At 70.1% G+C, this 24,606-nt stretch carries 22 protein-coding genes and 1 pseudogene; 14 read left to right on the top strand and 9 right to left on the bottom strand.

Going from position 1 to position 24,606, the window contains the following annotated elements; all coding sequences use genetic code 11:
- Positions 1-12: 12 nt before the first annotated feature.
- Positions 13-618, bottom strand: a complete 606-nt coding sequence (locus ACZ4Z1_RS38725) for a DUF6461 domain-containing protein (RefSeq protein ID WP_468491386.1) — start codon at positions 616-618, stop codon at positions 13-15.
- A 491-nt stretch (positions 619-1,109) separates the two neighbouring features.
- Here ACZ4Z1_RS38725 and ACZ4Z1_RS38720 point away from each other — a divergent pair, with 491 nt between their 5' ends.
- The gene (locus ACZ4Z1_RS38720) at positions 1,110-2,252 is read left to right on the top strand and encodes a Fic family protein (protein ID WP_468491385.1); all 1,143 of its coding nucleotides are present in this window, start codon (positions 1,110-1,112) and stop codon (positions 2,250-2,252) included.
- A 71-nt stretch (positions 2,253-2,323) separates the two neighbouring features.
- A complete protein-coding gene (locus tag ACZ4Z1_RS38715) occupies positions 2,324-4,201 on the top strand; it encodes a zeta toxin family protein (RefSeq protein WP_468491384.1) in 1,878 nt (625 codons plus the stop codon).
- On the opposite strand, the gene ACZ4Z1_RS38710 is transcribed toward ACZ4Z1_RS38715, so the two are convergent.
- Positions 4,156-4,506 carry a hypothetical protein gene (locus ACZ4Z1_RS38710; protein WP_468491383.1) on the bottom strand — a complete coding sequence of 117 codons (351 nt, stop codon included), beginning with the start codon at positions 4,504-4,506 and terminating at the stop codon, positions 4,156-4,158. The genes ACZ4Z1_RS38715 and ACZ4Z1_RS38710 overlap by 46 nt on opposite strands.
- Before the next feature lie 303 nt (positions 4,507-4,809).
- Between ACZ4Z1_RS38710 and ACZ4Z1_RS38705 the strand changes: the two genes are divergently transcribed.
- Positions 4,810-7,497: an ATP/GTP-binding protein gene (locus tag ACZ4Z1_RS38705; protein ID WP_468491382.1), complete on the top strand. Its 2,688-nt coding sequence runs from the start codon at positions 4,810-4,812 to the stop codon at positions 7,495-7,497.
- An 802-nt stretch (positions 7,498-8,299) separates the two neighbouring features.
- Positions 8,300-8,971 (top strand): zinc finger domain-containing protein, encoded by a 672-nt coding sequence (locus tag ACZ4Z1_RS38700; RefSeq protein ID WP_468491381.1) that lies wholly within the window; start codon positions 8,300-8,302, stop codon positions 8,969-8,971.
- An 89-nt stretch (positions 8,972-9,060) separates the two neighbouring features.
- Here the strand turns inward: ACZ4Z1_RS38700 and ACZ4Z1_RS38695 are convergent, their stop codons facing one another.
- Both ACZ4Z1_RS38695 and ku read right to left on the bottom strand, forming a co-directional pair.
- Positions 9,061-9,405, bottom strand: coding sequence for a hypothetical protein (locus ACZ4Z1_RS38695; RefSeq protein WP_468491380.1), 345 nt, complete (start codon positions 9,403-9,405; stop codon positions 9,061-9,063).
- Positions 9,406-9,502: 97 nt separating this feature from the next.
- Positions 9,503-10,489 carry a non-homologous end joining protein Ku gene (gene ku, locus ACZ4Z1_RS38690; protein WP_468491379.1) on the bottom strand — a complete coding sequence of 329 codons (987 nt, stop codon included), beginning with the start codon at positions 10,487-10,489 and terminating at the stop codon, positions 9,503-9,505.
- Between the two features lie 190 nt (positions 10,490-10,679).
- On the opposite strand from ku, the gene tap reads away from it, so the two are divergent.
- The 3 genes from tap (at position 10,680) to ACZ4Z1_RS38675 (ending at position 14,288) form a co-directional block, all read left to right on the top strand.
- A complete protein-coding gene (tap, locus tag ACZ4Z1_RS38685) occupies positions 10,680-12,911 on the top strand; it encodes a telomere-associated protein Tap (protein WP_468491378.1) in 2,232 nt (743 codons plus the stop codon).
- Between the two features lie 12 nt (positions 12,912-12,923).
- Positions 12,924-13,484 (top strand): telomere-protecting terminal protein Tpg, encoded by a 561-nt coding sequence (tpg, locus tag ACZ4Z1_RS38680; RefSeq protein ID WP_468491377.1) that lies wholly within the window; start codon positions 12,924-12,926, stop codon positions 13,482-13,484.
- A 225-nt stretch (positions 13,485-13,709) separates the two neighbouring features.
- On the top strand, positions 13,710-14,288 hold the full coding sequence (locus ACZ4Z1_RS38675; protein WP_468491376.1) for a hypothetical protein: 579 nt from the start codon (positions 13,710-13,712) through the stop codon (positions 14,286-14,288).
- A gap of 477 nt (positions 14,289-14,765) precedes the next feature.
- Here ACZ4Z1_RS38675 and ACZ4Z1_RS38670 read toward each other — a convergent pair whose 3' ends face one another.
- Genes ACZ4Z1_RS38670 through ACZ4Z1_RS38660 form a run of 3 tightly spaced genes read right to left on the bottom strand, consistent with a single transcriptional unit; the run spans position 14,766 to position 17,122 of the window.
- On the bottom strand, positions 14,766-14,912 hold the full coding sequence (locus tag ACZ4Z1_RS38670; protein ID WP_468491375.1) for a hypothetical protein: 147 nt from the start codon (positions 14,910-14,912) through the stop codon (positions 14,766-14,768).
- Positions 14,913-14,942: 30 nt separating this feature from the next.
- Positions 14,943-16,037, bottom strand: coding sequence for a terpene synthase family protein (locus ACZ4Z1_RS38665; RefSeq protein ID WP_468491374.1), 1,095 nt, complete (start codon positions 16,035-16,037; stop codon positions 14,943-14,945).
- A gap of 44 nt (positions 16,038-16,081) precedes the next feature.
- Positions 16,082-17,122, bottom strand: a complete 1,041-nt coding sequence (locus tag ACZ4Z1_RS38660) for a polyprenyl synthetase family protein (protein WP_468491373.1) — start codon at positions 17,120-17,122, stop codon at positions 16,082-16,084.
- Between the two features lie 522 nt (positions 17,123-17,644).
- On the opposite strand from ACZ4Z1_RS38660, the gene tpg (ACZ4Z1_RS38655) reads away from it, so the two are divergent.
- From tpg (ACZ4Z1_RS38655) to ACZ4Z1_RS38625, 7 genes and pseudogenes are all read left to right on the top strand, one after another.
- Positions 17,645-18,232, top strand: coding sequence for a telomere-protecting terminal protein Tpg (gene tpg, locus ACZ4Z1_RS38655; protein WP_468491372.1), 588 nt, complete (start codon positions 17,645-17,647; stop codon positions 18,230-18,232).
- A gap of 105 nt (positions 18,233-18,337) precedes the next feature.
- A complete protein-coding gene (locus tag ACZ4Z1_RS38650) occupies positions 18,338-19,084 on the top strand; it encodes a hypothetical protein (RefSeq protein WP_468491371.1) in 747 nt (248 codons plus the stop codon).
- Between the two features lie 466 nt (positions 19,085-19,550).
- A complete protein-coding gene (locus ACZ4Z1_RS38645; RefSeq protein WP_468491370.1) occupies positions 19,551-19,889 on the top strand; it encodes a hypothetical protein in 339 nt (112 codons plus the stop codon).
- Between the two features lie 17 nt (positions 19,890-19,906).
- Positions 19,907-20,200 carry a hypothetical protein gene (locus tag ACZ4Z1_RS38640; protein WP_468491369.1) on the top strand — a complete coding sequence of 98 codons (294 nt, stop codon included), beginning with the start codon at positions 19,907-19,909 and terminating at the stop codon, positions 20,198-20,200.
- A 75-nt stretch (positions 20,201-20,275) separates the two neighbouring features.
- Positions 20,276-20,512, top strand: coding sequence for a hypothetical protein (locus ACZ4Z1_RS38635; protein ID WP_468491368.1), 237 nt, complete (start codon positions 20,276-20,278; stop codon positions 20,510-20,512).
- Positions 20,512-20,783: pseudogene (locus ACZ4Z1_RS38630) on the top strand (hypothetical protein). Before ACZ4Z1_RS38635 ends, ACZ4Z1_RS38630 begins: the two are co-directional and overlap by 1 nt.
- A gap of 18 nt (positions 20,784-20,801) precedes the next feature.
- Positions 20,802-21,320: a hypothetical protein gene (locus tag ACZ4Z1_RS38625; protein ID WP_468491367.1), complete on the top strand. Its 519-nt coding sequence runs from the start codon at positions 20,802-20,804 to the stop codon at positions 21,318-21,320.
- Between the two features lie 1,086 nt (positions 21,321-22,406).
- Here the strand turns inward: ACZ4Z1_RS38625 and ACZ4Z1_RS38620 are convergent.
- Positions 22,407-22,823, bottom strand: coding sequence for a helix-turn-helix domain-containing protein (locus ACZ4Z1_RS38620; RefSeq protein ID WP_468491366.1), 417 nt, complete (start codon positions 22,821-22,823; stop codon positions 22,407-22,409).
- A gap of 58 nt (positions 22,824-22,881) precedes the next feature.
- Positions 22,882-23,502, bottom strand: coding sequence for a hypothetical protein (locus ACZ4Z1_RS38615; RefSeq protein WP_467763865.1), 621 nt, complete (start codon positions 23,500-23,502; stop codon positions 22,882-22,884).
- Positions 23,503-24,606 lie beyond the last annotated feature (1,104 nt).

Raw genomic sequence — 24,606 nt, 5'->3', positions numbered from 1 at the left:
CCGGTTCACAGATCATCCGGAGAGCCGAGCCCCCAGAAGCTGGCCGTGCTCAACCTCATTACGCGGCAGGCCGATACCGAACGCCTGCTCAGCCATCTGCAACACCCGACGCTCGCTGCCCTCCACATCATTACCTTGCTCATGCGGAGACGTCCCGTCGGGCAACAGCAGTCCAACCTGCTTAAGCTCTTCCACCAGGACGTCAGGAGCTGCCCCGGTGCGCTCATGCTCCAGGCCTGGCTCGAACTCACACAAAGTCTCACCGTCCTTCGCGTGTACGAACCACGTGTCGGCGTTCACAGTGCGGGAGACAGAAACTACCTCCGTACCCGCAGAGGCCGCCTGCACAAGCTCGTCAGTGCGCTCGCTCAAAGGCCCGTATTCGGCAACGGCGAAAGCCCACCCTCGACACGAACCGACGCGGATGACTTGCTCATCTTCGTCCTCTGATTCCATTTCCAGCTCGACGGCGTCATCCCATGACATCGGCGTCATCGCAGAAACATCCCCCTCCAGACGCGACACCAGTTCTTCCACCGACAGGCCACGGGCAAAAACAAGCCAATACCCCATCTCAAAAGCCCCACGCTCCGCGACCCACTGAAGCCCGTCAGACATACCTCTCCTCAACGATCGCCCTACAGGAAACCACCAGCATGACGCACCCGCCGTTAGGACCCGCCACGGGGTAACTCTGCAGCATCCTGATCCGGGCATACTCCCGGTACTAGACAACAGATGTTGCCTATCTAAGGGCCGACCCGTTCATCGGGCGCTGGGTGAGATGGCTGGCATGTGACCACCACCTCGGAGACTGCCGCCCACCGCTGCCCGGACATGCTGCGTGTCCCTACCCGCCGCGGAGGCCGCCGACCGGGCCGGCCAATCCCTCACCGAGCGGCTGTTCGGCCCCGGACGGAGAGCGCCGGTCCCTGAGGTCTGGATGTGGTGAGCGGTGCGGGGACTGGCGAGGTGCGGCCGTGGGCACCTTTGCCCACTCCGGCGTGGGCCTGCCGACGGAGCACCGTCCACCCGCGCTCTCCTTGCCCGCATCGGCGCGTCATCGAACACCTACCGAGCAATGATAGGAGTCAGGTATCATTCAGCTTATGTTGTATCTGACGCCTCACCTCGGTGCCGAGGACTGCCGGGTCCTGGAGGAGATCAATTCCTTGCAGGAGCAGCTGCGCCACGCGGTGCAGCAGGTGCCGACGAAGTGGACGCAGGATCTGCGCAAGGCGCTGACGGCCAGCGCGATCGCCGCGTCCAACACCATCGAGGGCTACCAGGTCGACGCGAAGGACGTCGCCGACCTGATGGACGGCGAGCGCGATGCGGTCGATGCCAGCGAGGAGAACAAGGCCGAGACGCTCGCCTACCAGCAGGCGATGACCTACATCCAGTCCCTGCACGACGCGCGCGACTTCCGCTACAGCAAGGAGTTGCTCAATTCCTTGCACTGGATGCTGCAGGGCCATCACCACCCGCTGCGGCTGGCGGGCCAGTGGCGGCGCACCGCGATCCGCATCACCGCCCCCGGCGACGAGCTGGCCACCGACTACGAAGGCCCCGACGCCGACCTGCTGCCCGGGCTGATGGGCGAGCTGGTGGACTGGCTCAACGACGGCGACCTGGACGCCCACGTCCTGGTGCGGGCGGCGATGGCGCACCTGAACCTGGTCAAGATCCACCCCTGGTCGGACGGCAACGGCCGGATGTCCCGCTCCCTGCAGACGCTGGTCATCGCCCGGGGCGGGGTGCTGGCGCCCGAATTCTCCTCCATCGAGGAGTGGCTGGGCATGCCGGGCAACACCTGGGAGTACTACAAGGTGCTGCGCGAGGTCGGCGGCCCCATCTACTCGCCGAAGCGCGACACCGGGCCCTGGATCCGGTTCAACCTGCTCGCCTACCACCAGCAGACCCAGCGGGTGCAGCGCCGCGTGGATCGCTCCAACGACTGCTGGATGCAGCTGCTGGAGGCCGCCGACACCTTCGGGGTGACGGAGCGGCAGGTCACCGCGCTGCACGAGGTGGCGATGGTCGGGCGGGTGCGGCGCTCGCGGTACGAGAAGGCCGAGGCCATCAACACCCAGCAGGCCACCCGGGACCTGCAGGCCCTGACCAAGGCAGGGCTGCTGACCGCGGTGGGCCAGACCAAGGGCCGCCACTACGTCGCCGGCCCCCGCTTCCCCGAAAACGTCCTGGCCACCGCCCGGCGCCCGCACACCATCACCGACCCCTACGCCCGCTGACCCCGGCCCGGGCCGCTCCCGGTTGTTGTGCATCTCGTGTCCCGCACCGTGACCCGTTCGTGGAGGAGTACGTGAGTTCGCCGTCCCAGCCCACGCCGCCGGCACCGGCCGCGGATCCGGCCGACGACTGGTCCCAGGCGGTCCTGACGGCGACGGTGCTCCCCGGCGCCGTGCGCGGCGCGGTCGGACAGCAGCATCCGGTGGTGGTGTTCGTCGCGGGGCAGGCCGGCAGCGGCAAGACGCTCGTGGTCGACCTGGTGCATGCGGCGCTGGCGCGGCGGGGCGGCGCGGTGCGGGTGGACCGCGACGCGTACAAGGCCGCCCACCCGCACTACCCCGCCTTCCTGGCGCAGGATGTGCGCACGGCCGGGGTGCGGGTGCGGCCCGAGACCTATGCCTGGCAGGCCGCGGTGGAGGCCCACGCCCGGGCGCACCGCTACGACGTGGTCGCGGAGGAGGCCCTGGCCGACCCGGCCCGGTGGCGGGCCACGGCGGCCGCCTACCGCCAGGCCGGGTACCGGATCGAGGTCGTGGCCCTGGCCGTGCCCGAGGCGGTCAGCCAGCTCGGCGTGCTGGACCGGTACCTGCGGCTGGCTGAGGAGTCCCGGGCCCGGTACGTGTCCTCCGGCAACCACGACGCCTGCGCAGCCGCGCTGCCCGCCACCCTGGCTGCCATCGAGGCGGAGCACCTGGCCGACCGGGTCGTCATCGTGCGGCGCGGCGCCCAGGTGCTGTACGCCAACGACCTCACGGACGGACGGTGGGCCCGCCCGCCGGGCGCGCGCGAGGCGCTGCTGGCCGAGCGCTCGCGCCAGTGGAGCGCGAAGGAGACCGGAGCGTTCCGCCGCCAGCTCGCCGACGCCGACCGGCGCGCCCACGATCCGCGGCTGCCGCAGGACTGGGCCCTGGCCGTGCGCCGCGACGCCGAGCGCGCCGCGGCGCTCGCCGAACCCGTCCGGCGCATCGCCCAGCCCCGGCGGGAGGCGCCCGGGGTCGACTACCACCGGCTCTCCGCCGAGGAACACCGCTTCATCTTCGACGAGCTGATCGTGCCGGACCTCCTGGCACGCAGCACCGGGCAGGAGCGGCCCATCGTCGTATACGTCATGGGCCAGCCCGGCGCGGGCAAGACCGCGATGACCCCCATGATCCGGCGCACCCTGCGGGGCCGTCCGGTGCGCATCAGCGGCGACGACTTCAAGACCGCCCACCCCGACTACCTCCAACTGCTGCGCGAGGAACCGCGTACGGCCGGCGCCCGCATCCGCGCCGACTACCGGGCCTGGCAGGCGATGGCCGAGGCGTACGTACGCCAGCGGAGCAGCGACGCGGTCGTTGAGATCACCCCTGCCAGCGCCGCCGCCTTCGTCAATGCCGCGGATCTCTACCGGCAGGCGGGCTACCGGGTCGAACTCGTCGTGCTGGCCGTGCGCGCGGCCGACTCCCTCCAGGGCACCGCCGCCCGCTACGCGCAGGTCAGCCGGTACGGCGGGCCCGCCCGGTTCACCACCACCGACGGGCACGACACCCACTTCGCCGCCCTCGCCGACGCGGTCGCCGCCGCCGAGACCACGCAGGTGGCCGACGCGGTCACCGTGCTGCGGCGGGATGCCAGCGTCGTCTACCGCAACCAACGCTCCCGTACGGGCCGCTGGACGCGCCCGGCCGGCGCCGCCGCTGCCCTGCTCCTCGAGCAGTCCCGCCCCTACACCGCCGCCGAGGCCGCACGGTTTTGGGCCACGCACCGCTGGCTGCGCTCGGCGATGCCGCACTACCGCGACGCGCTGCGCCACATCGCCCACCGGGCACGGCCGCTGATGCCACCGCACCTGCAGCCGCACCAGCTGCCCGGGCCCGGCGCCGTGGCCGCCCTGCCCCTGCCCCGCACCGAGCCCCTTGACGGCTACTGCGGCCCGGGGGCCTCCAGCTCCTTGAGCCGGGCCGCGTAGAGCGCGGTGATCCGCGCCACCTCCTCGGGGCCGGCCTCCTCCAGGCGGTGGCGGTCCTCCACGCACGCCTGCCGCCGGGCGACCAGATCCTCAAGGCGCTGCGGGGGCGCCCCGGCACGGCGTTCCGCCCGGATCCGCTGGCTGTACCAGGAGATCACCTGCCCCACGACCTCCTCGGCCACCCCATAGTCGGCGCCGTCCGGCGGCCCGGCCCCGGCTGGATCCTGGGCATTGTGCGGGTTGGGGCCAGGGGTCGCGGAGTCGTGCACGGCAGCCACCAAGAAGACGAAGACAAGGGGACTCATTCTCAGCACACCAGAGCACCCCATCAAGCCACGCCACCTGCTGAACAGCGCGCAGCCCGGCCGGGGGCCCGGATGTTTCCTTCTGCCGGACCCGCCAGCGCGGCCGGCGCCTGGCGCAGGGCCGCCGTCCCGTACCGGTCGCCAGCCGCACAGGTGCTCGTCCGCCTCTATCCCTACCGGTCGTGGGCCAGAACCAGTCCCTCACCGACACCACTTCGGCCCGCATCCCCGCCCGGACTGTCACCGGGCACCTTGCGCGGCATAGATTGAATCTGCAGGTGATCATCTTTGGGGGGACACGACATGGCCGACCTTCGTGCGCTGTTCAGCTCGAACGACCCCGTAGGCGACCGCGAGACGTTCACCAACCGCCAGGCCCAGTGGACCCTGGCGGCCACCGCCATCGAGGAGCACCTGCGCCACCTCGCCGCCCCGGCCTTCGACGTCGAGGACCTCGAGGCCCCCCGCAACAACCTGGTGGTGTTCTACGGGGTGGGGGGCATCGGCAAATCCACCCTGCTGCGCAAGCTCGAAGCCTCCCTCACCGAAGCCGAGCAACGCCCCCAGCAGTGGGGCGCCCCGGCGTGGGCGGGGGAGAAGATCCTGCCCATCCGGATCGACCTCGCGCGCAGCCGGACCGCGACCGGGTCGGTCTTCGAAAACGTCGTCCTGACCGTCCGGCTCGCGCTGGCCGCCGCCGTCGGCCGGCCGCTGCCCAGCTTCGACCTGGCGCTGCGCCGCTACTGGGACGCCCAGCACCCCGGCGAACCGCTGGAGGAGTACGTACGGCGCACCGGCCTGGCCGGGCGATTCGGGCAGCTGCTGCCGCAGCAGATGCAGGCCGCGGTCAGCGAAGCCATCGGCGCCCTGCAACTGCCCGGCCTGGTCGGGTCGGCGGCCGGACAGGTCACCACCGCCCTCGTCAAAGCCCTGCGCGAGCGCCGGGACCGGGCACGGGCCCTGGCCGGCTGCACTCGTACCGCAGCCTTGCTGGAGGCCGATCCCGACCTGGAGGCTCTCTCCTTCTACCCGCACCTACTGGCATGGGAGATCAGCCGCCTGCCCGCGAAGAAGCAGGTGACCCCGGTCATCCTGCTCGACACCTTCGAGGACACCGAAGACCGCCACCGCGACACCGAGCGGCTCCTACAGCGCCTGGTATGGCTCATGCCGAACGCTCTGTTCATCATCAGCGGCCGCAACCGCCTGCGGTGGGCCGACGACGCCCTCCAGGGCCAGCTCGACTACACCGGCCCCCACGCCTGGCCCGGCCTGGCCCCCCAGCCCGGACAACCGGCCCGGGCCGCCGGGCAGGGCGGCGCCCGCCAGCACCTGATCGGTGATTTCTCGCCGCAGGACTGCGACACCTACCTCGCCGGTCGCCTCACCCACGACGACGGCCGGCCGCTGATCGGCGCGGACATCCGGACCGTCGTCACCCAGCGCTCGCACGGTCTGCCGCTGCACCTGGACCTGGCCGTCGCCCGCTTCCTGGAGATCCGCCGCACCGGCCGCACCCCGACCCCTGCCGACTTTGACCACACTTTCCCCGCCCTGATCGCCCGGACCCTGTCCGACCTGAGCGCCGACGAGCGCCATGTCCTGCGCAGCGCCAGCTTGCTGGACGCCTTCGACCTGGACCTGGCCACCCGCGCCGCGGGCCTGGCCCACCAGGCCGCGGCCCGCCGGCTCACCGAGCGGCCCATGGTCACCGAAGACGCGTACGCGATCTGGCCCTACCACCTGCACGGCGCCATCCGCACCGCCCTGCGCGCCACCGACCCCCACACCGAGGACGGCTGGACGCCGACCGACTGGCACCGGGCCGCCGAGCGCGCCCTGGACGCGCTCGGCCGGCAGTGGCGAGACGCCCATGCCCGTATCCCCGGCCGGACCCTGCTGGTCGCCTGCCTGCGCCAGGGCCTGCGCCTGGCCCGCGACCACCACCTGGGCGACCTGACCTGGCTCACCGACGCCGCCTTCGCCTACACCGACGACTCCGTGTGGGAGCCCCTCGCCCCGCCCACCGCCGCCCCGGCCCCCGACGAGGCCTCGGTGGACACGCCCGCCGACGCGCTGGCCGAAGTGCTGACCGCCATCGCACGCCGCCAGCACGAGCACCGCGCCCGCACCGCCGAGCGCCTGACCGCCATCCTGGAAACCGGCTTGCTGCCCGGCGAACTCACCGAACTGGCCACGTATTACCGGGCCAAGGCGCATAAGGATCTCGGCCGCACCGACGACGCCCTGACCGGCATGCGCTACGTCGCCGACGCCGGCGGCCGGCTCGCCCCGCGCGCCCGCCGCGGCCTGGCCAACCTTGCGCGCATCCGCGGCGACTTCCCCACCGCTCTGGCCGCTGTCCCCTCCCTGGGCTGGGAAGGCCGCCATCACCGCGTCCTGGCTCACATCCACTTCCCCCACGGCGACATCGACCGCGCGATCACCGCCTTCGAAGCCGCCCGCACCGAAGCCGAAGAACACGACGCACCGGGCGAGCGGGCCATCGCCCAGTCCCTCCTCGCCCTGGTCACCGCCTTCGCCGACCCGGTGCGCGCCGACGACGAACTCACCCTCGCCCACCAGCTCCTCGACCAGCTCGACCAGCGTGCCACCGTCCTTTACGCGCGCGTCGCTGCCCTCGTGCGCGACGCCGGAACCGACCGCGACGTAGCCAACCGCGCCACCGTGCTGCGCACCGAGGCCACCACCGCCGGCCTGCCCTGGATCCTCCCACTGCTGGAGACCGCCCTCGCCTTCCACCACGCCGTACGCGACGCCAACGACGACCTGGCCGCCACCCTCGACCGGCTCCGCGAAGCCACCTCGAACGGTGATTTCGGCTACTACGTCCACATTGTCACAGGCATGGGCGGCCTCCCCCGACCCACCGCCCCCGCCATCCGCTGGCTCGACGGCGAAACCGCCGTCCGCGCCCGATGGCGCGCCTTGGTCTCGCGCCGCCGCGGCCACCTCCGCACTACCCGTTGAGCAGATCGCGCGGCTGCTGGAGACGTCTCCGTGCGTCGGGAAGCCGAGCGACTGGCATGGCGGCCCCGGGCTCCGCGCGCGGGCGATCGCCGTTCCCCGATGCCCGGCTGATCGCGCATTCACCGCTCAGGGACGCTCCACCACCAAAGCCGACGCCCGCACTGCCGCTGCGGCCAACTTCCTCCAGCAGCTCGACGCCAACCTCGACTGACGACCACGCCTTCCGCATGACTGCGCGCGCATGGCAGAGACCTCACCGCATCGTGCGTCACTGCAGGTTGACGGCCTGCCCACCGCACGGAGATGGCGTCAGCCGGTCAGCGGCATAACGCACACCCCTGGGCCGGACATCTCGTTGAACGCGCGGACCTTCCGATGCCCTCAAGGTCAAAGTCCTGTCATGTCTGTAGGCATCCAGCGGAGTGGCTTGATCTCGCGGACAGCAATCGTCAGACGAGAAGGAGAACAGAAACATGCCCGAATCCCAACCCACCGGTGCTTGTTCCACTGTGTGGCCCTCGTTGTACGACTACGCGCTCGCCCACCGTTGCCCCGTCTGCAGCGCTCAACCGTTCACTGACTGTCACGCCCCACAGAAGAACGCACGGCTCGCTCGCCTCCCTGGGGACAGCGACCCGGCCGCCCGGATGCACGCCGCCCGGCAAGACGCCGGGCTCCGGCACTACCACCGCGACCTCGCCCGAGCGCCATGGCCCGAAGAGCGCCAAGCAGGGCGCCGATACGACACCCTGCCGACAGCCGACAACGTTGGAGAACTCCCGGGATGGAGCACGGAGACCTCATGACCAAGACGATGACCAAGGCCCTGTTGCGTACCGATGAGACAGGCCTGGTGACCATCGCGGCCTCGCCCCAGTGGTGGCGGGATCGGGCGCAGGACCCTGACTGGCCGGAGTACGCCGAGATCTTCGCCCAGGCCGGCGAGAGCGCCTGCTCCGACGACGTGTGCGGAGAACTGGGTCGCACTACCCATCGGCCCTGCCGCCACAACACGCGGCGCTACGGGCCCTGCCCGCACCACTGCGACACGCCGCTTCCCTGCCACTGTGCTGTACCGCGAAAGAGCGGCGGCTGGTGCCGATCGGACCTCCGTAACGGCCCTTGCAAACACCACCCCGAGTCATACGAGGAGTACATGGCGGCGATCCGCGCCGACGAGGAGGAGGAGCTGAGGCTACAGGCTGTCCGTGAGCAAGAGGCCCGCAAGACAGCCGCGGAACGGCGCGAGGGGATCCTCAAGACCACGTGTCCGTACTGTAACGCCCAGCCCGGCAGGAACTGCGTGCGGAAGAACGGTGAACAGCAACCCAACCTGCATAGCGCCCGGGAAACTCTGTGGCTGCACACCGAGACAGCCAGCGCAGCGCCCTGTGCCTACTGCAAGGCGGCAGTCGGGGAGCTGTGCCGCACGTCCAGCGGGAACATCGCCAGCCAGGCACACGCTGACCGCTGACAACAGATGATCCCGCTGAACGGCAGCGGCGGCGGCACCGGGCGGCGCCCCCTGCCTGACCGGGCAGACTCTGCTGCACGGGGCCGGCATCAGGACGGCCAGGACAGCGCCGTCAGCAGGACGACGCCGGTCACGAGAACGAGCGCGATCGTGGCCGGCCGACGCGTGCGGCCCGGTCCGGCACCGACCGCGATCAGCGCGACGGCGACCGCAGAAACCAGGAGCCACACGGCAAGCCACAGGGTCAGGGTCGGGGAGACGCCCGCGGCCCGGGAGGCCCAGGTGGCTGCGCGGCCCAGCACCAGGCAGGCTGCCCCGGTCAGCAGTGCCCAGATGGCGCGGGCGGTCCGTTTCGCGGTGGGATCGGTGCTGTCGATGTCGCGGTGCAGGCGGGACCAGAGTTCGAACCAGCGGCGGCGCAGCCAGGAAGTCACCGGGCTAGTGTGCCGACCGCCATCTCGAGAGGGGCACTGTTCCCCGAATCATCTGCATTCCTCATCGGGACTGGCGGATCCAGCCTGGGCGTGGCAGTCAGCCGGCTTGGCGGCGGCCGGTTGCCTTCTTCTTCGCCGCGCTCTTCTTCGCTGGTGCCTTGGCGGTGGTCTTCTTGCCGCCGGCCTCCTTCGGCGTACGGGCGCTCTTGCGAGTGGGGGAGCGCTTGGCGGTTCCGGCGACCTTGTCCTCGATGGCCCGCAGCGGCGTCACCGACGCCTCCGTACCACCGGCGTCTTCGCCGCGGGCGCTCCTGGCAGCGCGGACGCTGTCCTCCAGCGCGGCCATTAGGTCCAGGACCTGCCCGCGCGGCTGGGGAGCCTCGCCGGGGGCTGCGACGTCGCGGTCTTCCAGCTTGGCCGTCACGATCTCCTCGACCTGCTCGCGGTAGTGGTCGCGCAGGTCCTCCTCGTCCAGAGGGCCGTAGCTGTCCATGAGCTCCTCGGCCGCGGCGAGCTCGTCGTCGCTGATGTCGACCGGGCGGTCGGGGACCACGTCGGCGGGGGTGCGGATCTGGTCGGGCCAGCGCAGCGAGTGCAGCACCAGCACATCGCCCATCGGCCGTACCAGCGCGAGGGTCTCCTTGCTGCGCAGGGCGATCTTGCCGATGGCGACCGAGCCGTGGTCCTCCATGGCGTCGCGCAGCAGGACGTACGGCTTGTTGGCAGCCGGGCCGGTGGGGGCGACGTAGTAGCCGCGCTCGATCTGCAGCGGGTCGACGTCGCCGGCCGGCACGAAGGCGAGGATCGTGAGGGTCTTGGCGGTCGGCAGCGGCAGCTGGGCCAGGTCGTCGTCGGTGAGCGGAACGACGCGATCGCCGGTCACGTAGCCGCGGCCGATCTCCTCGGCCGGCACCTCGGCGTCATCTTCCAAAGAGCACACGGCCTGGTTGCGTACGCGTCCGTTGTCGTTCTTGTGCACGCGGACGAAGGAGACGGACGGCCCGCTGTCGGTGGCGGCGTGCAGGGAGATCGGCACGGTGACCAGCCCGAAGCTCAGAGCCCCCTGCCAGAGCGAGTGCGGCATAGCTGACCTGCCCTTTCCTGGGCTTTTCAGCGTAAGACGGGCTTGGCGTAGGGGCACTTCGGTCAGCTCACGACTCCCGCTCACCGCTGCCTCCGAAAGAGGGTCCGTACGCAATTCGTACGCGGTTCGTACGGTAAACGAACGCCATCAGTGCGGTTTGTGGGATAGAGTGTGGGCCAGGAGGTGTTTCATGTCCGAGTTGTTTGATGCGGTCGATGCGCTGGTCGCATCCCGCTCTCCGCTGCCGTCGGCGGAAGAGCGCAAGCGGCTGCGCCAGGCGCACGGCCTGACGCTGGACGATGTGGCTGGCGCGCTGAAGGTGCGCCGGGCCACGGTGTCCGCCTGGGAGTCGGCGAAGAAGCCGACCGAGCCGCGCGGCCCGGAACGCGAGGCGTACGCACGGCTGCTCAAGCAGCTCGCGGAGCTCTACCCCGCACCGCAGGAGCAGTCCGCCCCGGTGCCCGCCACGTTCACCGGCACATCCGACCCGGCGGAAGCCGGGACTCTGTCCACAGCCCCGGCGCCCGAGGCTGCGGCCATGACTGATCACGAGAGCACCCAGGCCCCTGCTCCCGTCACCTCCGCTCCGGCGGCCGCGCCGGCGCGCACCACCAGGCTGGCGTCGACGTCGCGCCGTCCGAGCGCGCGGAAGGCGGCCCCGGCCGGAACCCCGGCGGGCGGCACCGACCCGCGGTTCGAGAACGGGCCGCTGGCCGTTGTCGACGTCGAGGACGGGCAGATGCTGGCGTACTGCACCGGCGGCCTGGTCCTGGACGTGCCCGCCAAGTCCCTGCCGTCCCTGGTGGACTGGACGCTCAAGGAGGCCAAGCTCGGGCAGCCGAAGCTCTCCGGCCCCGGCAAGGACGCCGATCCGCTGCTCGTGCTCACCGAGGCCGCGCTGGAGCGCTACGGCCTCCCGGCCACCCTGACGGAGGAGGAGCGGGTCGCCGGGCGCATCCTGGAGGGCCACAAGGTCATCAAGCAGCTGACCCGCGCGCAGTGGCAGCTGACCAAGCGCGGATTCGGGCCGTGGGCACGGATCTACCGCCCCGCGCAGGGCTCGGAGCGGGCCTGCGTACAGCTGTGCATCCCGTCGTGGAACGCGCTGGACACCCGCCACTGGGGCGCGGCCGGGCAGCTGGCACCGGCCGACCTCGCCCGCGTCCTGGGCGTGTACGCATCGAGGGTGATGACGCCGCGCGGCTCCACCGCCGTGACCGGCCTGGAACTGATGACCGCGCTGCACCCGCCGACCCGCGCCACCGCGCCGGATGAACATGGCAAGCGCACCTCGGAGCGCAACCCCGGCTCGCTGGGGAAGGACCCGATCGACCCGATGGACTGGCCGCCGTGCGAGGTTCCCGACGGGCACCCGGTCCTCAAGGACCTGCCGCGCTTCCACGTGCGCGGCCCGGCGGAGAAGCTGTTTGAGGAGTCGTTCGACTGGGCGCGGACGCTGACGGATGCCGAGTGCACCCTGCGGCATCTGGTCGGCCTGGATGTGAACCTCGCCTTCGGCGCCGGCGCGAACGGCCTGACCGTCGGCCTGGGCGCGGCCACGCACGTCAAGGCTCCGGCCTTCGACCCGAAGCTGCCCGGTTCGTGGCTGGTCGACCTCTCCCACGTCGACCTGTCCCGGGTGAAGGTCGGCAAGGAGTGGGTGGAGCTGGATGGCAGCCTGCTGCCGAGCCCGTTCACGCCGAAGGGTGGGCGGCCCGAGGGGCCGGCCTGGTACGCGACGCCGACCGTGGCGTACGCGGTGGAGCTCGGTTACGAGGTACGCCCGCTGGAGGCGTGGGTGCGGTACGAGAACGGCCGCTACCTGGACGGCTGGTACACCCGCCTGCGCGACGCCTACCTTGCCACCATGGCCGACCTCGGTGTCGACGCCGACCTGGCGCCGGCCGACTTCCTCGCGGCGATGGACGGCTACAAGGACCGCGACCCGCAGCTGGCGATCCTCGTCTCCGCGATCAAAGCCACGGTCAAGGGCGGCCTCGGCAAGCTGCGTGAGCGCCCCCGGGGCGAGGGCTGGCGGCCCGGCGAGCCGTGGCGCGCCCTGTCCCGCCCGACCTGGCGGCCCGATATCCGCGCGGCAGTCATCTCCCGCACCCGGATCAACCTGCACCGCAAGATCGTCAAGCACGCGGCATTCACCGGCCAGTACCCGGTCGCCGTCAACCACGACTGCGTCGTCTACGCGGCCGACGGACCGTCACCGCTGGACTTCCTGCCCTACCGGGACGGCAAGCCGCTGCCCGGCGGCTTCAAGCTCGGCATCAACCCCGGCCTGGTCAAGCACGAGGGCACCCAGACCGTCTTGTGGGGAGAGGAAGCCCGCGACCGGTACAACGCCCCGGAGCTCAACCTGGCCCGGTACATCAAGGACGGCACCGTCACCGACGTCGACAACGGAGAGTAGGAGAGGGCCACGATGAGCAGGTTCGGGGACGGCCTGGACGCCGCGGTGCACAAGGCGTTCACGCGTCCGGCGCCCAAGAGCGCGGGCGCGCAGATGCGGTACCTGGTCAAGCAGCTCAAGGGCACCAAGGCCGTCGCCCAGCTGCTGCGGATCTCCCAGCGCACCGTCGAGCGGTACGTGAAGGACCAGATCAAAAGGCCGCGAGCGGACCTGGCCGCGCGCCTGGAGCGCGAGACGAAGGCCCGGTGGCAGCCGCAGATCCGGGCCAAGGCCCGGCAGAAGGCGGCGACGACCGACGGCATCGTCATCGACGTCCACGCCCGCCTCGGATATGCCGGGGCGCCGATCGGCACGACGGACGAGGACCGTATCCGGCACCTGACCGTCGCCCTGCCGCCCGAGCACGCTGCCCGCCTCTTCGACGCCCAGCAGCAGGGCGCCGACGACGACCGGCTGCGCGAGCTGACCGCCGAAGCCCTCAAGGAGGTCTACTTCCAAGACGGCGGCAGCCGCGCCGGCTCCCTGCAGGAGGTGCAGATCAACGACGTGATCCACCTGGACTTCGAGCTGTAGAAGCCGCGCCCCGAACAGCGAGCGGGCCCGGATGTGACTGAGCGCTTGGGTTGGCGAGTTAGCAGTCGAGATGGCGGATTGTGCCGCCAGGCGCTTGTGGGGGAAGGGGAGGAATCCTTCCCCCACAAGCGAAGCGCTGGCAACATCCGACGCATGGCTTTCCCAGCGCCCACGGCCGACCAGAGGCAGAGGTTGGTCGACGACCATGCGGCCCATCGGACATGGATGCGGGAAAACAAGATCAACGAGCATCCGTACGCCCTGACGGAGGATCCCTTTACCGGGCTCATCCTGGCTGGCCTGCTGGACCCGGAGTCCGCCCCATCCGTGTGCTGCGCTCTGCTCGATGGCCCCAATCCATCGTCACGGGCTGACGACGCCCGACCCCTGTCGGCCTACTGGCCGTCCAGCGGCGTCGATCTCGTAGTCGAAGCCCAACAGCGCGATCGTCGCGAACTGGTCGTGGTCGAGCACAAGCGCTTCGCCTCCCCTTCTCACGCCCCGGGGTACAAGAAGAACCCCGACGCGCGTTGGCAGACTGACCAGGTCTACGAAGCCGCGACCAGTGAGCGCTGGCCTCGATGGATGCATGAGACCGACCCGACTCTCCCAGTGAGATTCATCGTTCTCGACGGCTACGGAAAGCCCATGGAGCAGCTGTATCCGCGTGGGCTTTACAACGAGAAGTGGGCAGTCACCAGCTACTCGCAGTTCGGAGCGACCCTCAGGGCCGAGCACGACCGGGGAGTGAGAGGGCTGATACCGCTGCTGGCCACCCTGTATGCCGGAGCGCCCGAATCGTAGCCGCCTGACCCAGCGCACGCTCAACTCGCCAACTGAGGCGCTCAGTCACACCGGACCGACTCGGTCCGGGCCCGCTCACGTTTTCCGCGGGGTGGTCGTTCCTGCACGCGATGTCGTGCTCAACGACCTCGCGACGCGCCGGTCATCCCGCGCCCGGCGTGGCACCGGGCTTGCTCACGGCGAGCCATCGCTCAAGCCGAGCGGTCTGTCACGTCAACCCGTCGCAGGGGGCGCGGCAAGGCCCTGGACGCCCTCGTACGGGCGGAGCGCAAGGTCTTCACCCGGCCCGCGCCGAAACCCGCGACCGGTCACTCGGCAGGCTCTCCCGTAGGCCCCGTCCAGAAGTTACGAATTGGCCGGGTTCGCGCTGTGACGATGCAGGCTTGTTGGCAAGAATCGGAGCAGGCTGCCGCTGGTCAGAGAGCTATGACGCCATGTAGTTGGCGAGGGTGACGCAGGTTAGTTGGCAATCCGTAATCACGGCTTGTGATCTGACTGTCCGAGGGCTGTGCTGGCGTAGTCCGGCAGGAGGTCGTGGAGGTGGGGTGTGTCGCTGATGGCGAAGGTGGGGTGGGAGGCTTCGTCCAAGAGGGGTTCGACGGCGTAGCGGGTGCTGGATGTCATTCGTGCGGACCGAGTTCCAGGCCAGTGGGTTCATGGGTTGAGATGCCGCCACATCCAGGCGATGTCGGGGTATGGGGGCGGGGTGAGGTCGTCGGGGTTCCACAGCAGAGGAGTGGGACTGGGGGTGAGGGTGGGCAGCGCCGCGGGGCTGTCCTTGTCGCTGGTGGTTTCGGGGTTGAGATAGCGGGCGCTGGCGGTGGTGAAGTTGAGGGTGGCGGGAATCCACTGGGGCAGCTCGGCGGCATAGCGGGCGACGGCGGGCCGGGGGTCCTGCAGGAGTCGTTGCTGTAGGCGGAGCATGAGGCAGAGGATGCGTTCGTAGAGTTCGGCGGCCTTGAACAGAGCGGTGGCGGTGTCGAGGGACTGTTCGGCGGCGAGGGCGGAGAAGAGGTTGACATCGCCGTCCTGGGCTTCCTTGGCGAGGCTGCCGAGGTCGTTGATGATGAGGCAGGGGTAGAACGTCGCCAGGGTGAAGGCCCGTACCAGCGGGTCGTAGAGCTCGGCTGGTGTCATCAGGTACCCGGCGCCCGGCGCGGTGTAGGCGGCCAGGGGGCTGGCGCCCGCTTTTGACCAGCGCATGCGCAGGTATTCGCCGACCGTGGGGACGGCCGTACCGGCGGACCGGAGTGCGACCTTCCACAACTGCCCTCCCAACCAGTGGGTGTTCTCGGAACGGACAGCTTCCATGCCGTCAGTTCCCAGGCACTCCTCCATCTGCTTCCGCAGGGCGCGCAGGCTGCTGAGAAATGGGGCAGCCGGCAACGGGGCAGCCGGCGGCTCGTACAGGACCCGGTTGGCCTCACCGGTCAGCGCGACCGCCCGGGCAAGATCGCTAGTGAGAGTGTCAAGATGGTCGTCCCACTTGAACGCCCAGTAGCTGTAACACGTCATGGCGATCCCCGCCGCTTCGGTGACGAAGGGCATCCCATGGGCGATGAATGCTCCGATGTTCATCCGTGTCAGGCGGGAGCCGGGGGCGCACAGCCCCTGCTCGACAGCCCAGGCGGCGCCGGCTCCATCGAGCACCTGGCCACCAGCCGGATGCTCCCGCAGGGGCACCGGGCAGTACAGGCGCAGGCCCTCGGGAGGCAGGTTGCTCACGAGTTTGCTGAGAGTGGTCGTCATGCGGTGCCTCCACGGTGGGTCCTGTGCCGGTCTGCTACGAGTCGTCAGTGGTCGCGGGCGGTGAGCAGGCGGGCCAGGGCCACGAGCTCGGCCCCGGCAGCCGGTTCAGGCCCGGCGGCGTGCAGGCGCTCCAGGGCCAGCCTGGTGTGCCGTTCGCACACGTTCTTCGCCCAGGCGCGTCCCCCGGCCTGCTCCACCAGACAGGCCGCCAGTTCCCGCTGCGCTGGCGACAAGGGGCCTGGGCCTGCGTACAGCTCGCGCAGCCGCTGCGCGGCCGGCCCGTCGGCGCCCAGCGCGGCCGCGACGGGGAGGGACTTCTTGCGAGCGGCCAGATCGGAGCCGACCGGTTTGCCGGTGCGCCGGGGGTCACCCCAGATAGCCAGCAGGTCATCGACGAGTTGGAAGGCAGCACCCAGGTGGGCCCCGAACATCCGCAGGTGTGTGACCCGATGTTCGTCCCCACCGCCAGCCAGTGCCCCCAGCGCGCACGCGGCGGCCATCAGGGCGCCGGTCTTGCCCGCCGCCATCGCCTGGACCTCCTCAAGAGAAGCCCCGGCCGCGTTCTCCAGCTGGACGTCGGCGTACTCCCCCTCGATCAGTTCCTGCACTGCCGCAGTCAGTTCCCCCGCTCCGGCGGCTCCCCGTGGGGGAGGGACCTGGTCGAGGACCTGCATGGCGAGGAAGAACAGCGCGTCTCCGGCCAGGACCGCGGCCGCGGTTCCCATCTCGGACCACACCGCCGGCCTTCCGCGGCGCATCCGGTCCCCGTCGATGAGGTCGTCATGCAGCAACGAGGCGTTGTGCACCAGTTCCACCGCCACAGCCGCCGGCACACCCGCCGCGGTCTGTCCGCCGACTGCCTCGCACGCCAGCAGGACAAGCGCAGGCCGCATCATCTTTCCCGCCCGCCCCTGAAGCGGCCTGCCGGAACTATCCCACCACCCCAAGTGCATCCCCACCGGGCGCCGGATCCGCTCCGGCAACCGGCTCACCGCCTCCCGCAGGCCCGGGCCGGTCGCCGCGGCGGCATCGGACAACACCTGCCCCACCTCACGGGCCGGGCGAATCAAAGGCTCCGCCGTCATCCCACACTCCACCCCAGTAGGCAGCACGACAGCGCACGCAGTCCGCCCCGGCACGACAGACCGCGACGGCGACATCTTCCATTGACGCGGCCGCGCCGCTGCGGCGGTAGAGCGCGAATTGGACGCCCCTTTGGCTTGATGCTGGATACCGGCCGCAGACGATCACCACCTCAGCCGGTGCTCGTCACCCTGTGGCCACGTGCCATGCCGCCGTCCACCGACTCGCCCAGTTGGCCCCTGCACCAGTCGCGTACGGAGCTCATCCAGGGCCCGCTGCGACATCAGTTCATCCAGGACCCATGCATCGGAACGGACGTGGACATCCAACTTCGGATGCAAGTTCCAGCACAGACGATCACAAGTGATCGCTCCGAAGAGTAACCGCAGCCCCACAGCGGCGACGTTTGCCAACAAGCGTGCTGATTTGCCAACTGAGCTGCGTCGTCACACGCGCCAGAAGGTGGCCTCACCTGCGTGGCCGTGAGGATCTTGTCCACAGGCGAACCATGGGTTCCTGGAGGTATGAGCGATCACGAGCAGCAGCCGGCCCCGCGGCGCGGCAAGGTCCTGGACGCCCTCGCGCGGGCGGAGCGGAAGGTCTTCACCCGGCCCGCACCGAAATCGGCAAAGGCTCAGGTGAAATTCCTTCTCACGCGGGCGAAGGGGTCGACCAAGGCCCTGGCGGAGCGCCTGGGCGTCTCACGCCGGACGGTGGAGCGCTACCGGGCGGGGACGCTGACCACACCCCAGAAGCGCCTCCGGGCCGCACTGGTGGAGGAGACCGAATCAGCGTGGCAACCGCAGGTCAGAGCCCAGGCACGCGAGCAGGCAGCCACCTCCGGCGGCATGATGGTGGACGTGACGGCGCACTTCGGATTCACCTGCAAGGGCAGCTCGGACGACGGCCGTGAGCGCACCATCACCACGGCGATCTCCCCCACCTACGCCGCTCAGATCCTCCAGCTCCAGGAGGCCGGTGCGACGGAGGAGGACCTGCATCCGATCGTCGCGAAGGCCATCACCGAGTCCTATTTCACGGAATGGGGCACCCGCGCCGCTGGCCTGCGGGCAGATTTCACGGACGTAAAAGCAATAGAATTCCGGTTCTGATACGGCCGAATCCAGAGCCTGCTGTAAACCGTATTCAGCGGGCCGCCGTCCAGCGCTCTGGCGGTGGCCCGCTCCCGAATCCGCATCACGAATACGAGGCCGAAGATGACCACGCCCTGGCCGCCCCGGCGCACAGCGCGGAGTCCGTACGCTCCGCACGTCGCCGCGCCCCGGGAGCCGGTCGACCCCGCCCGCATCGGCCGCCGTGTCGTACGGCGCCGGGCGAAGGGCATGGACGCCGGCGCCGTCGCGGCGGCCCTCGAGGACGCCCTGTTCGACGCCCGGCAGGACTCGCGGCACGAGGAGCTGGCCGACGACGTCCGCGGCTGCGCGGAGCTGGCGGAGTGGGAACAACGCATTGACCAGCTGCTCGCCGCCGTTCCAGGCATGGTCTACGACCCGGACAGCGACGATGTCGTCCAGGCCGAACTCGCCGCCGCCGCGGCCGCCGCCGCCCGGGAAGCCGAGCTGCGCGAAGCCGCCCGGATCGCGGCCCGCGCCGACGAGCTCCAGGGCTGCGCAGGCTCGGCGCTCTGGAGCAGGCCCAGCCCCGCGACGGGGACGAAGCCGTACGCGAGGAGCTCACCCGGCGAGCCGGCGGGTACGTCCAGGCCGATGTCGACGCCTGGCTCGCCCGCGCACCTCGGGCGCTACCGCGCCCCGGCCGCCCGCGAAGCCGCCGCCGGCCTTCTGCCTCAGCCGGTCCTCGCACACGCCGCGCTGCTCGCCGAACTCGCCCGCCTGGTCCCCGGCACCGACACCGACCAGCTGGCGTTCGCGGCCCGGCTCGCCACCACCGACCCCGAAGCCACCGGCGCCCTGGCCGCGTTCCTCGCCCGCGCCCGGTCGTAGCGCAGCATTTGCACGGCCTGCTCCGACACCTCCGGTCACGCTCCGCTGTCCCCTGTCCCCCAGTACCTGGGGGACAGGCCTGTGAGGACTGGGGGATTGGGGCACGAAATGCCTGGAATGGCTGTGATGTCTGGTGGGTTGGGGGGCTGTTTGCCCAGGCAGACATGTTCCTGAGGGGTGGCTAGTGAGCTGGGAGGTAGCGGGGGGAAGCCATACCCGCGATCACTAAGAGTGACTGTCGCGCTGTCACGTCTGGGGTGTCACGCGCCCCCGATCCGGCTGTCACGCTGAGGTGTCACGCTCTCCGTCCGGCCCGGAATCACGGGCCTGAACCCCGGCTTCGGGCCTCGCGCCGATCAACGTGACACCCCTCCCGAACCGACTACAGTCCGCAGCAGCAGGCCGATCCGGGTGACCTTGGCGGATCCGTCACGGGAGGGCGAGCGAGTGCGGAACAATCCCCGGGGTGACCACCGACAGCACCACCGCCGCGCTCTACGCCCACGCCCTGCAGAGCACCGCCGCCGACCCGAGCCGCTGCACCGTGCCATGGGGCGTGTGCCCCGAACACGGCGCCACCCTCAAGTCACGCGCGCGACCCACCGAGGGCTTCGACTCCTGGTGCATGGACTTCACCTGCTTCAACGTCTGGCCGTACGACCGGCTGGACGCGGCCTGCACCGAGCCGGCCACCCACACCATCCAGGCCGACAACGGCGACCGCTACGTGGTCTGCGACGGCCACGCCCTGACCGCCCGCACCCAGATCACCGACGGCCAGGTCCTGCCCGACCTGCCCGCCTGAACACCCTGGGAGGCGCGATGACGCAGCACGAGTACCAGGTCGTGGCACGGTGCACCGACCCGTCCCACCCGGACGCCACCACCCTGATCTACACCACCCACGCCGCCTCAATCGAAGAGGCCGCGCGGAAGGTACAGGCGTTGCGCCTGGCCAAGATGACTTCGGGGCTCTACCGCATCACGCAGGTGACGGAGCGCGAACCGGAGTGCACCTGCGCCAACCCCGGCTTCGGCGGGCAGTGCGCCGGCGAACCTTGGTGTCTCAAGCTCAAGGTGGAAGGCGCCTCGGCCGCGAGCCCTGTGCCCGAGTGAAGCTGAGGGGCCCCACGGCCGCCGTAGGGCCGATAGCGTGGTGGCACACGCCCGTTCGCGCCCTGGAGGCCCTCGATGAGCGAACAGCCAGCCCCCGCCGACTCCACCGTCCGGCAGCAGATGGAGCCCGCGGCCGCCGACGGACTGCGCGCGTACGCGGCCAAGACCCGCGAGAACGCCGACCAGCTCGCCGCCGTCCTGGAGGACATCGCGACCAACGGGCTGCCCTCGGTGGAGGACTGCACGCCGTGGGAGGAGCTGCGCGAGGCCCACCTCGCCCGCCTCGCTCGCCAGCGCCCGGCCGTCGCCTGATGGCACCGCAGCACGGTCCACGCCGCGCCCGGATCGCGTTCTCCGAATCTGCCGCCAAGCAGTTGGAGAACATCACCAGCGAGACGGAGATCCATGCCCTGGACCGCGCCCTGGTCGTCATCTCCGTCGACCCGACATCGGCGAACCGATCCCCGGCGACACCACCGGCCCGCAGTTGCGCGAGTACGCCGACGAAGTCGAGCGCGTACGCCTCTTGTACTGGGTCACGGCGCTTCGCACCGTGGTCGTCGTCGCATACCTCGAGGTCTGACCCGCGAAGGAGCCGGCTGTGTCGTCGATCGTCCAGGAGCTCTCCGGCCACCGCGATCTCGGAGGGCTCCGCACCGTGGTGGAGTGTCCGTTCAAGGCCACTGTGCTCCGCGAAGGCCCGGCACAAGACGCCGGGACGGGCGCGGCCTGGCTCGCGTTCCTGTGCCCGGTGCACACCGTGGATCTGGACGGGTGGCCCGGCGCTGAGGACCACCCGGATACCAGCGCGATGCCGTGCGGCACCGTGCTCGACTACCGCTCACCCGAGGGACGGCTCCAGTCGCACGCCGACCTGTGGCTGACACCGCTGACCGGCGTCGACCCGGCGGCGTACGGCGGCGCGTGGTCTGACGTCCTGGACCAGGCCGACCGCGTGCTGCTCGCCCGGGCCGAAGCGGCTGAGGCCGCCGGCGAGGACAGTCCGCTGCAGAACATGCTGGCGGTCATGGGCGTGGTACGGCGATCCGCAGCCGAAGATGATCTCGGGGTGGCGGCGACCGCCCTCGGGTACTGCGAGACCCTCGCCCAGAGCCTCTGACCTCACTCGACACCCGCCTTAGCACCGCCCATGGCTCCGGGGGCCGTGGCCAGTGGAGCGCGTGGACGGTTCCGCAGACGGCCTTGCACCCCATTAGTAAGTAGTACAGGTAGTACCTACCTGCGGGTTAGAGATCTCTCCCCCTGAGAGCGAAGCTCGCCGTGCGGGCGCACGCCACCCGCCGCCACCTGTACCGCGATGTCCGTTCCCGCCCGCCCGGCGCACATGATCCTTCTCGGCCCTGTGTGGCCGTCTGCGGCGTCCTGACGCCCTCCGGGCCACCCTGGTGCGATCAAGGCCCTCACAGGCGCCCACAGCGGCGTACAGCGCCTTTACCTCTCGTGCGGCGTCGTCGACTGGAGGGGCCACCACCGGCAGACCGCGCACGGCCACCTCCCGCCGTTCCCGGCCCGAGCTCGGCTCTCAGGGGAAGGGATCTACAACCCGCACATAGGTACTACCTGTACTACCTACCAATGGGGTGCAAGACGCCTCAGCGCAGTATTCGCACGAGCCAGCGTTTACGCGGTCACGCCTGCTGTGCCGCCCCGGCCTGCGGGTGTAGCAGCCATTGCTGCACCGGCTGCTACACCTGGTGGTGAAGGGTGCAAGGCCACCTGCTGCTGCTCGCTGCCCGGCCGACGGAGCAGCATCGCCCGCCCGAGCAGCACATGGGTGCTGCTCGGGTAGCAGGCCGGCTCCGTCGTGCAGCAGCTGCTCGCTGCCCGAGGAGGTGCTGCTTGCAGCCGGCGTCTGCTGCTCCGGCAACGGCAGGAGCCTCGGGCTGCTGCATAACAGCGCAGATCTGCGATGTTCCACGCGAGATATATGCACGGCTGCTGCATGCGGCGCCCCGAGCGGGCCGCCGCGTTTGTTCTGCTGCTCCAGAACAAGCCGGTACACCTGGTGCTACCACCCCTCGCTGCTCGCAGAGCAGCACGACACCTCCGGAGCGCGTCGCGTTGTTCTGCTCTCCCAGAACAACCCGGTTTACCTAGTGCTACCGGCAGGTGCACGAAGAAGGCGCTGCACCAGGGGTGCAGCGCCGTGGGGGCCAGGATCTCGGTGGGCGGGGCTGGCGGACGTTCAGCCGGCAGTGGCGAGGTTGGCCAGCTGCGCGGCGAACCGGGCCCGTCGTTGCTCGGTGAAGCTCTCGGGGTCTGCGGCCTTGATCTCGGGCACGGCCATGGGGGAGGAGACCGCGCCGCCGGTCAGCAGCGGGTGGAGCTGGTACAAGCCGTCTTCCAGAGCCCAGGCGAGTCCGCACTCGCGCAGCTCCTTGAAGCCGCGGTTCACGGTCGGCTTGCTCGCGCCCAGTTCGCGTGCCATCTCGTTCTGGCTGATCGAGGCAGTGCCGGTCTCCGGGTCGCTGAGGTACAGCAACTGGTCCAGGACGCGGCGGCCGGCGGTGGAGACGTCGACCAGGGCCAGGAGGCGCAGGACGTCACGGGAGATCGTGACGGGGGCCTCTGTGGGAGGGCTGGGGACGTAAGAGCTGCTCACGGAGCCTCACCACTTCCGATCAGGTCGAGACGCTGTAAAGAGGATATGCCGCGCGAGGTCATGCGCTCGCCTTGCGTACGGGCCGCCGCTGCCGCAGCGTAACGACCTTCTCCTTGCGGCGGGCGGCCTCGGCGGCCTTCTTCTCCGCCTCCCGCGCCCGGCGCCACTCGGTGGGGTAGTCGGGGTGCGGGATGATGCAGGCCGGGCCCTTGGCGTCGTTCCAGAGCTTCTGCCACTTCTCCTGCTCGCCGGAGGTGCCGGCCACCGTGAGCCACGGGTTCAGCTGGAGGATGCCGCGCTTGGCGGTGCGCATCCAGCCGATGTGCGCGAAGAACTGACTGGCCTCGTTCACGGAGGCCGCCGAGAGGTTGCACCGGGCCTGGAGGGCGCGCTGGTTGGTCTTCACGAAGCCGCGGGGGGCCGCGCGCTCCTTGTCGTCGGCCCGGTTGGCACTCTGCAGCGCCATGAGCTGGCACCACACCTGGAACCAGCTCCCGGGCATCTTCAGGCTGCCGAGCACGTTCAGCAGCAGCCGGGCATCCAGCACGTAGCCGCTGACCTCCGCGCTCGCGGCGAACTCGCGGCCCTGGATCTTCTCCACGCCCAGGATCAAGCCGCCCTTGCCGTCCGACCGCGCGACCACGCGCTCGCCGGGGCGGACGATCGGCAGCTGTTCCATCAGCACAGTCCTCCAGAGATGATCAATGTTTCGGGAAGCACGGTAGCACTAGGTAAACCGGTTTGTTCTGGAGGGGCAGAACAAACGGTGGCTCACAGTCACCTGACGGTACGTCAGCTACGGGGGGTGTTTGTTCTGGGTCTCCAGAACACTCGGGACGCGTTTGTTCTGGAGACCCAGAACAAACGCTTTCACATCGCCGCAGGTCAGGGCCCGTTTCGGCACGGAACGCTCTTATGTGTCACTAGAGCTCAACCACCACGCGAACCTCGCTCGACACGCCACGGTGCGTACGGGGCAAACGGCTGGCAGCGGCGGGCGTGTCGCCGTCGGCAACCACCGGATCGTGGGCGCCGGCCTCTGTGGCTGAGCTCGCTTCGCGTGCGGCACCATGCCCAAGTGCGGGTCGTGGACAGCAGCAGCGGCTCTGCGTCTCGGGTGGTACCGACCGTGACGCTCAAAAGCACGGAGGCGTGGCCGATGCCGGTGGGCGGTTCCGCCGCCCGGCCCAGGGGGCCGTTCGGCTCCGGTACCTCCGTATGCCGGAACTCCGTCTTTCCGATATCCGGGGTACTGTTCTGTGGCTGAGGTTCGAAGCGTCCCAAGTCGTAATTCCTCGCCTGAGCGGGGGAGCGAAATACCGGCGCTAACCACTCATCAAATTGCGAACCCCGTCCGGCCGTTCCGGGGGTGTCCCGTGTTTTCGCCAACGCTACATGCTGCATCAACCTGATGCACGCGCTATACTGAAACCCGACCCGAACGAGCGCCCCCCCACCCCTCACAGCCAGCCGGACCCGCGGAGCGGGTCTTCGGGAAGTGAAGGCGCAGCCGTAACGGACCGTCAGAGCGGGGGAGCGCAGCGGACCCGCCCCGGAGTGCACAGCACTCCGCAACACCCCATAGGAGGCCCCACAAGCCGCACCAGGCACATCCGACCGACCGAGCCGCGCACCGCGCGGCCGCCGGACGCGCAGCGGCCGGCCCCACCGATCCCCGAAGCGCAGCGCAGGGGATCACCCGCTGCTCCGCAGCGGGTGCGGAGCAGCGCAGCGAACCGCTTCGCTTGCATATCGCGCAGCGATATGTTACCCGCTCCGCGGG

This window comes from Streptomyces sp. NPDC030165, from assembly GCF_055573595.1.
The sequence above is the reverse complement of the archived record's forward strand: the minus strand, read 5'-3'. Positions and strand labels throughout refer to the sequence as shown.